The 11,099-nt window shown below is 40.5% G+C and carries 6 protein-coding genes; 3 read left to right on the forward strand and 3 right to left on the reverse strand.

Annotated elements, in window-relative coordinates; all coding sequences use genetic code 11:
- Positions 1-297 precede the first annotated feature (297 nt).
- Complete coding sequence (locus tag OQ5_RS0109090; protein ID WP_016777188.1) at positions 298-3,480, reverse strand: efflux RND transporter permease subunit; 3,183 nt, start codon at positions 3,478-3,480, stop codon at positions 298-300.
- A 243-nt stretch (positions 3,481-3,723) separates the two neighbouring features.
- The gene (locus tag OQ5_RS0109095) at positions 3,724-4,800 is read right to left on the reverse strand and encodes an efflux RND transporter periplasmic adaptor subunit (RefSeq protein ID WP_016777189.1); all 1,077 of its coding nucleotides are present in this window, start codon (positions 4,798-4,800) and stop codon (positions 3,724-3,726) included.
- Positions 4,801-5,398: 598 nt separating this feature from the next.
- Here OQ5_RS0109095 and OQ5_RS0109100 point away from each other — a divergent pair.
- From OQ5_RS0109100 to OQ5_RS0109110, 3 genes are read left to right on the forward strand one after another with little or no spacing between them, the layout of a single operon-like run.
- Positions 5,399-6,451: a hypothetical protein gene (locus OQ5_RS0109100; protein WP_141638867.1), complete on the forward strand. Its 1,053-nt coding sequence runs from the start codon at positions 5,399-5,401 to the stop codon at positions 6,449-6,451.
- A 32-nt stretch (positions 6,452-6,483) separates the two neighbouring features.
- The gene (locus OQ5_RS0109105) at positions 6,484-7,242 is read left to right on the forward strand and encodes a polysaccharide biosynthesis/export family protein (protein ID WP_016777191.1); all 759 of its coding nucleotides are present in this window, start codon (positions 6,484-6,486) and stop codon (positions 7,240-7,242) included.
- Between the two features lie 47 nt (positions 7,243-7,289).
- A complete protein-coding gene (locus tag OQ5_RS0109110) occupies positions 7,290-9,674 on the forward strand; it encodes a polysaccharide biosynthesis tyrosine autokinase (RefSeq protein WP_016777192.1) in 2,385 nt (794 codons plus the stop codon).
- A 338-nt stretch (positions 9,675-10,012) separates the two neighbouring features.
- Here the strand turns inward: OQ5_RS0109110 and OQ5_RS0109120 are convergent, their stop codons facing one another.
- Positions 10,013-11,035, reverse strand: coding sequence for a substrate-binding domain-containing protein (locus tag OQ5_RS0109120; RefSeq protein WP_016777194.1), 1,023 nt, complete (start codon positions 11,033-11,035; stop codon positions 10,013-10,015).
- Positions 11,036-11,099 lie beyond the last annotated feature (64 nt).

Raw genomic sequence — 11,099 nt, forward strand, 5'->3', positions numbered from 1 at the left:
TTTTCATCAGTATAAAATTAGTCTAAGTTATTGGTCTGATGGAACTCGCATGATTGGGTTTATACATGTTCTCTTGTGACAAACCTTCTCATGCTCGTTTCATTCGAATAAAATTTATTAATTAGTGCGTGTCTATAAACTCACAAAAATATTTTCACAATATGTGTGTCTGTTCAGAAAGTGCCAGTTGCAAGGCTTGTGAAGTCCGAAAATACGGAGTTTACTCATCGTAAATGAGTAATTTTCGGACGAGCGTAACGCAGTAAATGGCACTTTGTGGACAGACACTAATTAAGGTCAAATGGAACTCATATGCTGGAACTTATTATAAGGCATAGTTTTGTTTTTTGGTCTTTTTTTACTCAATGGGTGAACAACATTATAAAACAAGGCATAAAGAACAGGTATCATCATTAGGGTGATCACGCTTCCTATCAGCAATCCCGACATCATGGTAACGGCCATAGAACCGAACATATCGTCGGTGATGAGAGGAATCATCCCCATAATGGTTGTTAAAGATGCCATCATGACTGGTCGCAATCTTGATGTTGAGGCATCCATAATGGCAATGAATGGTTTTTTACCTTCTTTAATTTGCAGCCCTACTTCTTCGAGCAGAACAACACCATTTTTAATCATCATTCCCATCAGACCAAGTGTTCCGACTATGGCCACAAACCCAAATTCTTTGCCTGTAACCAACATTCCAACCACTATGCCAATGAAGGCAAGCGGAAGACTGAGGATGATGATCAGAGGCTTTTTATAGTCATTGAACAGGGCGATTAGTACGGAAATTATCAGAACAATGGTCAGGGGAAGATACATGAACAAGTATTGCTGAGATTCAGAACTGGCCTGGTATTCTCCCTGCCACTCCATTCGATAACCAGTGGGTAACTCAATGGCTTCAATTTTTTTCAGAATCCGGCCCCGGACATCGTCGGCTGTGAGCCCCGGGGCCGGATTACACTGAGCTTTTATGGCACGTCGTCCATTGTAGCGTCTTACAACCGGTTCTTCCCACTCCACATCAATACTCTTTACCGCCTGATTTATTGGAACAGCACCAAGTGTCGACTCCAGAATTTCTTCATAAGATGTGGTTCCCGACATGATTCCTTTTATTGTTTCCGGGTTAAAATTGTTCACCGATGGCAAAACGCTGAATGCCGGCGCCGTTTCCAGATTATTCACCTGCTCTCCGTCTTTGTCTGTACTTTTTACATAAATTGGAATCGCACGAGTTCCGTCATAAAAATCCCCGATCGGGAGCCCTTCGGTAGCTGTAAGTAGCGAGAGGGCCAGGTCTGGTCTCGAAAGTCCCGATCTTCTGGCCATTTCCTGATGATAGCGGGCTACCAGCACTTTGGATGCAGGCTCCCAGTTGTCGGTCACCAGGATAGCTCCCGGCTCCTCTTCCATAATTTCTTTAGCCTGAGAGGTGAGATTCTTAAGAATTGCCGGATCGGGACCTGTAAAAACTACCTCGACAGGGAATTTTTTGTACATCAGGTTGTAGCGTTTTACTCTTGCATAGGCCTGAGGATAATTATTTATCAGGTAATCCTGAATTTCAGGGAGTTTTTCTTTCAAGACTTCTTCATCAGTGAAATCCACAATGAGTTCTCCGTAACTCATCGAGGGTTCGGCAATGGAACGAACCAGATTGTACCGTGAAGGCGTTCCCCCCAGGCTTGTTGTGACATTAGTAACTTCCGGCTGATCAAGCAGATATTTCTCAATCTCGGCAAGATCACTGTCAACTTTTTCAATTCGTGTGCCGGCCGGCATGTCATATTCGATGTATAACTGATTGTAGCTCAGGTCTGGGAAGAATGTCTGCGGGATGAGCGGGAAAAGTAACGCACTTGCGGCCAACAGAATGGTTACAAGTATAATTGCCAGTGTTTTATGATAGAGTAAATAGCTGAGGCTTTTTCGGTGAAAAGTATATATTTTTCCGCTGTAAGGTCTCTTGTCATTGTGTTTTTGCTTTTTTGATCGTTTAAATTGTTTATCGGCCATTACCGGTGCCTGTGTCAGTGCCAGTATCCAGCTCAGCAGGAGAGAAACAGCGAGGACAATAAACAAATCCCGGACATATTCGCCCGAAGTATCCGGTGATAAAAAGATGGGTAAAAATGCAAAAATGGCAATCAATGTAGCTCCAAGTAAAGGCCAGGCGGTTTTTCGCGCTGTATTGACCAAAGCTTTTTTCTTTTTTATGCCATTCTGTAAGTCCACCAATATACCGTCAATAATCACAATTGCGTTATCCACAAGCATTCCCATAGCAACAATAAGCGAGGCCAGGGAAACTCTTTGCAGCGTTCCGTTGAAGAGATTAAGGATTACGAAAGAACCGAGGATGGTGAGCAGGAGGCCGCTGCCTATAATAAATCCACTTCTCCAGCCCATAGCCAGCATTAGTATCAGTACAACAATAGCAACCGATTGAGCCAGGTTAAACATGAATGTCGAAATGGCATCCTCAACTTTCTCCGGTTGGAAAAACACTTTTTTGAAGTCTATTCCTGCCGGGACGCGTTTCGTCTTAAGTTCTGCCAGTTTTTTATCTACCGTTTCACCAAGTTCTACAATGTTTTCGCCCGACTGCATTGAAACAGAGATGCCGATGGCAGGTATACTATTATGTCGCATAGCTTCCCTGTAAGGGGATTCCAGGTTTTTTTCAACGTCTGCAATATCACCAAGTCGTACCTGATCGTTCTCATGCCCCTGGATGATAAGATTGCGGATATCATTGAGATTATCGAAATCATTGTTGACATCCACCCGGATGCGCTCGCTTCCGGTTTCGAAGTATCCTGCATAAACCGTTTCGTTCTGGTTTCGAAGGGTTGACAGAACTTCGGCAGGGTGTACTCCCAGGCTGGCCATCCTGTCCTGTTTAATATTGATGTTAATGCAGGGATTGCGATCACCATATATCTCTACCCGCTTTACTGACGGAATGTCTTCTATCTCCTTTTTTACCAGCAGACCATAATCATGCATCTCTTCGTATGAGAACCCGTCAGAGGTCATGGCATAAAAAAGTCCGTATACATCTCCAAAGTCGTCTACCACTATTGGATGTTGCGCACCTGACGGGAGTTCAGCAGCAGCACGGTTGACTTTTCTTCGCAGAATGTCCCATTTTTGTTCAATTTCATCGGGGTCAACCGTAGGATCGAGTTCCACCGTGATTTCCGAATAGTCGGGTTCTGAGCGCGATTCGGTTTGCTTCAGGTCGCCCATGGTACCAATGGCCTTTTCAAGAATGTCGGTTACTTCCAGCTCCACTTCATGGGCCGAAGCACCCGGATAGATTGTTACTACCAGCGCCTGTTTTACTTTAATTTCAGGGTCTTCCAGTTTGCTCATCGACCGGAATGATAATACACCCCCAACAGTGAGGACTATAAGAAAAAAGTAGAACAGTATTTTGTTTTTAAAGGCAAATTCTGTCATCAGTCAGATAATGAAAATTTTAACTCAATAACTTTTTTTTGTTTCCGGCTTGTCAGGATTAGGAATCGGTTGTTTATTTTTTTAATCTTGTTCAGATTAACCAATAGATCGTTAGATTTTTAGATATAGGATGTAAGAAAATCTATTTAATATTGACATACTGCATTTTAGCAAATAACAAAGAGTTTGGCAACAAAGATGTTTTTTAGATTGCAGTCATCAATGAATCTGATGATCTAATCTTTACAACAGGCCGCCAATATTGCTTTCAGCCGGCGGTTCCAGTTGTTTAACTTTTTGTCCTTCCCGGATCGAGTGAATGCCTGCACTAACTACAACATCGTTGGTGTTAAGGTTCCCTTTAACAATGGCATTGCCTTCTGCATCGATGCGAACTATTTTTACCGTTACCGATTTAACTGTTTGGCTTTCCTTGTCCAGCTTCCATACAAGTGATTGCTCATTCTTTTTAAATACTGCTGTGGATGGTACCGATAATAAACCGTTATCATCTGCAGAGTACTGAATGATTACCCTTGCGCTCATGCCGGGCAATATTTTCCCTTTTTCAGGCTCTGAAAGCATGAAACGGGCCGGATACAGTCCGTTAACATTACCTTTTGCCACTATGCTTTTTAAAGTCAGGGGCCATTCTTCTCCGGGGTGATTAACAGTACGGCAGCGAAAATCAACAAAATTGTTTTTTTTCAGATAGTCATCGGCGGGCAGATGAGCAACAATTTCGTATTGTTGGGTATCTACCAGTGCAATTACCGGCATTCCTGCATCGACCATCTCATGAGTGTCAAAAAATACGTCTGCCACATTCCCGGCAAACGGAGCCTTTAAACGAGTATCGTTCAGGGCATTTTTATGAGCTTCATACTGTGCCGTGATTTGTTTAAGCCCTGAAACAGCTTTATCGTAATCATTTTCAGGTACTTTCCCTTTTTTGTAAAGAGCGGTTATTCTATCTACTTCTGCTTTAATTTCCCGATATTTAGCCTCTGTCCCTTTCAAACGAAGTTCGTAATCTCGCGGGTCAATTTTTGCAAGCAACTGTCCTTTCTTTACATATTCTCCTTCTTCCACCAGAACCTTCGACAAAGGCCCTGCCACTCTGAAAGAGAGCCTGATGTCGGATGATGCCTTTATGCGGGCGGGGTAGCTTTTAGATAACAGATTGTGAAAAGATTTTACCCGGGTGGTTTTTACCACAGGTATCTGCTCTTTTTTTTCGGAACTTCTTTCACTACATGAGGTTATGAGTAAAATTCCGAGAAGTCCAAATATCTTGAGCGGTTCAAGGCGTCTATTCATAGTCTTTTTGAATTTATTGTTGTAATTATTCGATTCGCAAAGATATCTATTCGTTATCTGAAATTAAAAAAACAATTACTGAAGCACAATAATAGAGAACTGAAATGTAGCTATATGACGAATTCCGCGATATTGATTCATTTTTTTGGATGTAATTGCAAACAAAAATTAAATCTTTACGTAAAGATTTTTGTTAGTTTGAAGCGAGCTACCGGGCGATGACTGGCTCAAAAGAAAAGAAACATTTGCCCGTCCAACTGATTTTCAGTTCATCGTTATCGATGTCATTTCTTGTCCGAACATCGGACAGGTCTGCTCTAAAGCAGATATTCCAATTTATCCCCAATCCTTTGGCTCAATAAAGGGTGTATGCCAATAAAGTACCATTTGCTGTGTTACGCTTGCCGCCAAAATACTCATTTACCAAAAGTAAACTCTGTTTTTGGCGGCTTCGCAAGCCTTGCAACTGGCACTTTATGAACAGACACACATACTGTGAAGATATTATTTCGAGTTTATGGACAACCACTAATTAAGAAGCGGTTTGTGGTTGGTAAGGCATTGGAAAAGTTGAATAGCATCAATACAGAATTTCGAAATGGGTTACCGGATTAAAAGATTTTTTATTCTATTAGTGTCTTTTACCGGGATTGGGTTAATTGAAGGTGAAACAGCAGTATCTGGTTATTTTTCTGTTGGAGAATATTTTAGCATGTGCGAAAGTTTAAACCAGACAGAAACCTCTCTTCGATTTTCCGGAGAAATCCCTCAAACAGATACTATTTCACAGGTTATTGTTTCCGGGCTTCCGGATACAGTAGTTCTGTCGAATTTTATTACATCATATCATAAAGATTCTCTCAAAAAAGCCTGGTTCAGGTATCTTTCATTACTCAACCGTGATATTGATGCAGGGTCATCATCGAATGCTTCTGTTAAAGTTGACACAATAATATTTTCATTTCATTCATCATCCGATACTTCCATTGGTGACTATGGCAGTGATCTTCGCGATTCTGTCAGAAATATTCAGAAAGGTGGATATTTCCCGGAACCGGAAATGAGAGAGACTTCTTCTGCAAAAGCAGAAATACCATTTTCCGATTCCGTTACAGAGGGAAATTTTCGCTACATTTTTGGTGTTCAGATAGCGGCCAGCCGCTATCTGCTGGATACTCTTTCGCTTTCCAGGATATATAAAGGACCTCTTGAAATCGTACACCGGTATGAAGAAGGATGGCATCGCTATCAGGTTGGCTTTTCGCCCAGTTACATTACTGCCCTTGACGTTTTAAGCAGTATCGGTACTAAAGAAAGTTTTATCGTTGCCTACAATGAACGAGGTGAAAAAGAGAAATTATGGAAAGCGATACTGTTTCAGAGAAATAATTCTGTGGAATACCGGGTACAAATAGCCGCCAGTAAAGAACAACTTACTGACGTTGAATTGCGTGAAATATACGAAGGCAGCAGAAGAGTGACTGAAATAGAGGAAGAAGGATGGTACAAATACCAGATTGCTGTCGGTAGTAATTATCAACTGGCCAGGCGTGTGATTGAGGAAATCGATGTTGAGGGAGCTTTTCTTGTTGCTTATCTGGACGGACGAAAAATTCAATTGTATAAGGTGTTAAAATTCTATGATCTGTAAAACTTTAATTGCCAGACTAAAAAGATAATGATATGAAGTACTTTTTACAATTTTGGTTGCTTGTTTCTATGATTACGGTAACTTCCTGCGTTAATCTGAAAAAAGTAGAACTTCTGCAACAAAAAAGCATTACTGAGCTTGAGAAAGAAATTGAGAATGACCGCACTTCGGTATACCGGATAAAAAGTGGTGACCATCTGTTTATTAAGGTAACAAGCAGCGATCCGGAAACCAGCAAATTTTTTCAAACCGACTTTCCGGAGTTAATGAACCCAACGTATATGTTCCTTAACTCACATAAGGTCAACTCTGAGGGATGTGTGAGCTACTCCTTTGTGAATGATATATATGTAAAGGGACTTACCGTTGAGGAAGCCCGAGCAGAGATTGAAGAAGCACTTGGTGAATATTTTAAAGATGTTAATGCTTTTGTAAAACTTGTTAACTTTCAGATTACCATTCTGGGAGAGGTCGGAAATCCGGGAACATACACCATCGACAGCGAAGAAATAAATATTCTCCAGGCACTGGGACACGCCAACGGTATCAATGAATTCGGTAATGCCCGGAAGGTGATGCTTGTCAGAAAGAGTCCCAATGGTTCTATTATCAGATACATTGATGTTACAGATAACGGGTTACTTCAATCCGAATATTTCTATTTGCTTCCCGACGATGTTTTATACGTTTCGGCCAGGCAATCCAAACCTTTTTCATTTACCAAGTTTCCTTATAGTCTCATGTTTTCATTGGTAGCTTCGGGCCTGGCCATCTTTAGTCTGTTGAATTAACTCAATTACCACCCTGATTCATAGGATAATGCATAAAAATCAATGTAATGCGCCCCTCTGACATGCTTAAAGAACGGAATAATGAAGCACTCATGGTAAAAAGAATTATCATGAGAGGTCTGAAATACTGGCCATGGATTCTATCATCCGTTCTATTATCTTTAGTAATAACATTTTTTGTCAACAGGTACTCATTGCCTGTTTATCAGATTGATGCCTCAATACAGGTTAAGAGTGAAAACTCTGCAGATTTTCCGAAACAACTGATTGGAATGGAATCTATGCAGGGCATGATGAACAATACCCGTAACGAAATAGCAATTCTCAAATCCTACGATCTTGTCAGAGAGGCAGTACAAAATATAGATTACGAAATTAGTTTTTACCTCGATGAAGGCTTCCGGAAAAAGGAAGTTGCCTCGCTACCAAATGTTGAAATAATTTTTGATGATTTGGCTTTTCAACCGTTGGATGTCTTATTTTCAGTTACAGTTGTTAATGATTCTTCATTTCGCATCGGGATGGAGGCTGAAGATCCTGTTGTGTATCAATACTCAAAAGAGATTAGACGTTTGCTTGCAGGGGATTTTAAGCTCGATACGATTGTTTCTGAAGGGGAATGGCTGGATTTACCGTTTGCAAGATTTAAACTGAGAGGGAAAAAAGAAATGGAGTCGGATCAAGCGGGATATTTCAAATTTAACTCATTGAATAGCCAGGTGTCAGAATGGAGTCATTTTTTGGTAGAACCCTTAGAAGGTACATCAATCATAAATATATCGGTAAAAACAGGTAATAGGGAGAAAGGCGTAGCGTTTCTTAAATCTCTTATTGATTCTTATTTGCAGCGGGGTGTGTCGAGGCAAAAAAGAATCGCTGTCCGAACAATAGAATTTATTGACAGCCAGCTAAACGAATTAAAGGATTCTCTGCATATATCAGCGGCAAACATCCAATCGTCCAAAATAAACAGGGGGGTACTGGATGTCGATTATGAATTGGAAAAACTTAAAAATGAACTCGGAAAAAAAGAAGAGTCCATTGCATTACTCGAATTAGAATGGCGATATCTCAAATATCTTGCCCGGTACCTTGAAAAAGGAGATAGCATTTCAGGACTAATTGTGCCTGCATCATTAGAAATTAATAATAAGCAGCTTCAGGAGATGCTGGATGAGGTTTTTATTCTTAGCAGGGAAATAAAAGAAATAGAGAGCCGCACACTTAAAGATACCCCCTTTTTGCAAAGCAGGCAGGAACGTTTTGCCAGGTTAAAAGAAACACTGAAGAAGGCTGTTTCCGCATTGATAAAAGACAACAGGTTGAAAAAGGAAGAGGTTGAAAGGGAAACCGGCAGGCTTCGAAAGGAACTTTGGGAGATGCCTGTAAATAAAGAATTTTTTACTCATTTGGAAAAGAATTATGAGATAAATGATGCTCTATATACGATGTTGCTGACTCGTCGCTCGGAAATGGAGATACTTTTGGCTTCCAATTTGCCTGCCAGTGAAATAATTGAACTGCCCAGGGCCAACAGGGCACGGCTTGTTTCGCCCGATTCTTCAGGGAACTATAAAAAAGCGATAGCTACCGGTTTGATGATCCCCGGCCTGATATTAACGTTAATATTTTATTTTAATGACAAAATTCAGAGTGATGATGAACTGACAGGAATAACCGATTTTCCCTTAATGGGATATATACTGGAAAGTAATCATAGTGAGAATGTAATCGTTAAAAATTATCCCAATTCGTTGGTCAGTGAGTCGTTTCGTTCTTTTAGAACCAATTTGCAATTTGGTGAGTGGAAAAGAAGTAACCAGCATTGCCGGACATTTTTGGTTACCAGTGGAAATGTGGGAGAGGGCAAGAGCTTCATAAGTATAAACCTGGCAATGAGTCTTTCAATGACCGGCAATAAGGTCATGCTCCTGAACTTTGATTTGCGAAGGCCAAAAATTAGTATTTATATGTATGGTGAACGGTCTGAGAAGGGTGTGAGTGGTTTTTTGTCAGGTGATTTGACACTGGAACAGATCATTCAGAGAAATAAAGTGGAAAACTTGTCAGCAATTTTTGCAGGAAGTGTACCTCCAAATCCTCCGGAACTTATGATGAGACGTGTCCTGATGGATGAGTTATTTGATTCATTGAAACAGGAGTTTGACTATATCATAGTAGATACTCCTCCAATTGGACGTGTGGCTGATGCTTTCCTTCTCGAAAAGTACGTTGATGAATGGCTTTTCGTAATACGCCATAATTACTCACGATTGAGAAATGTTTCGCGGATTCTGAAAGACTTTGAGCAAAGAGAAATAACAAAGGTATCTTTGATTGTAAATGGCATAAAGCAGGAAAAACACTTATTCGGTTACAGCGGCGCCTATAATTACGGATATGGTTATGGCTATGGCTATGGAAATAAATGAGCAGGTTAAATGCCACTCTCGTTGTTGGATGATTTTTTCACGTATTACCGAAAAAATTTCTCCAACAATGAGAATGGCAAACAGAAGTTCATATTTTCAGAATCACAGATTCATCTTAACATCTTATCCTGCTTTATTCATAAGTTTTCGTCATGAGATGTTCAAATATCAAAAAACGCAAGCAACCGCAGACAAATTTGATGCAGGAAATAGTGAACTATTTTCAAATCAAATTTGATGAGGACGCTTGTGTTTTGCCGATAGTTGAGCATCGTAATAGATAATTTATGAATAATGCAGGTCATATCTGAATATCTAAAAATCTATAAAAGAGCTTTTTACTGATAAATTTCCGACCGTTCGTAAAAGCCGCTCTCAATCAGGACTTCATCGATATTTTCCTTTGTAACCGGAATAGAATTGATCTGGACTGTCGGGACATCCATAAAGCCGTTGTTTGCATAAGTGATATCATATTTCTTTTCCAACCTTTCCCCATTTACAATATCCACTGCTACTTCTGCAGCCTTGTAAGCGATATCTCTGAGTGGATGGTAAAGAGTGATGTGCTGGGTTCCTTCAATAATTCGCCGGCATGATTCAATCTGGGCATCCTGGCCTGTCACGATTACTTCTCCATCCAGGCCGTATTTTTCAAGAACTTCAATGCAGGCGACCCCCATGCCGTCGAAGCAGGAAATAACAGCATCCACTTTTTGCGGGTAGGACGATAGTATTTGATCAAGCTCAAATGCGGCATGGTCCGGGTTCCAGTTTTCGATATAGGTTTTGTACAGAACATTAACATTGCCCGATTCAATATGGGGTTTCAATGTTTCCTCTATTGAGGCCATCAGTTCCACTGCATTTCTGTCGAAACGGTCGCCGTTGAGTATCACATAATTTCCTTTTGGCTTTTGACGAACAACATAACCAGCCATGTCTTTCCCCAGTTGCTCATTGTTCCCTGAGATATAAACATCCAACTCGCAATTGGAAACCAGCCGGTTGTATGCCAGAACAGGGATATCTCGGGCTTTTGCTTCTTTTACTATATTTTCGGCGGTATTTACATTAACAGCAATGAGGGCAAGCAGGTCAATGCCCTCTTCCATCATTTCTATGGCTTTCTCGTATTGTAAAGCATCATTATCCCTTGCGTGGTCAATCATCACTTCCGCTCCGAGTTGTTCGGCCCGTTCTTTAAAAAACTTGCTTTCTTTATTAAAACGAATAGTTACATCCGAGCTATAAAGAAATCCCATCTTTATTTGTTCTTTATTTCCGCAACCCGAAAGCCCTGCAATCAGTATAAAAGAAACAGGAAGGATAAATAATAGTAATTTGATTCGTTTCATCATTGTTTAGTGTTTTATAATGAACAACCTAATAGATTTATAAACGTAGATAATACCTGATAGAGTT

The organism is Anaerophaga thermohalophila str. Valhall (assembly GCF_000250735.1).
GTDB lineage: Bacteria > Bacteroidota > Bacteroidia > Bacteroidales > Marinilabiliaceae > Anaerophaga > Anaerophaga thermohalophila_A.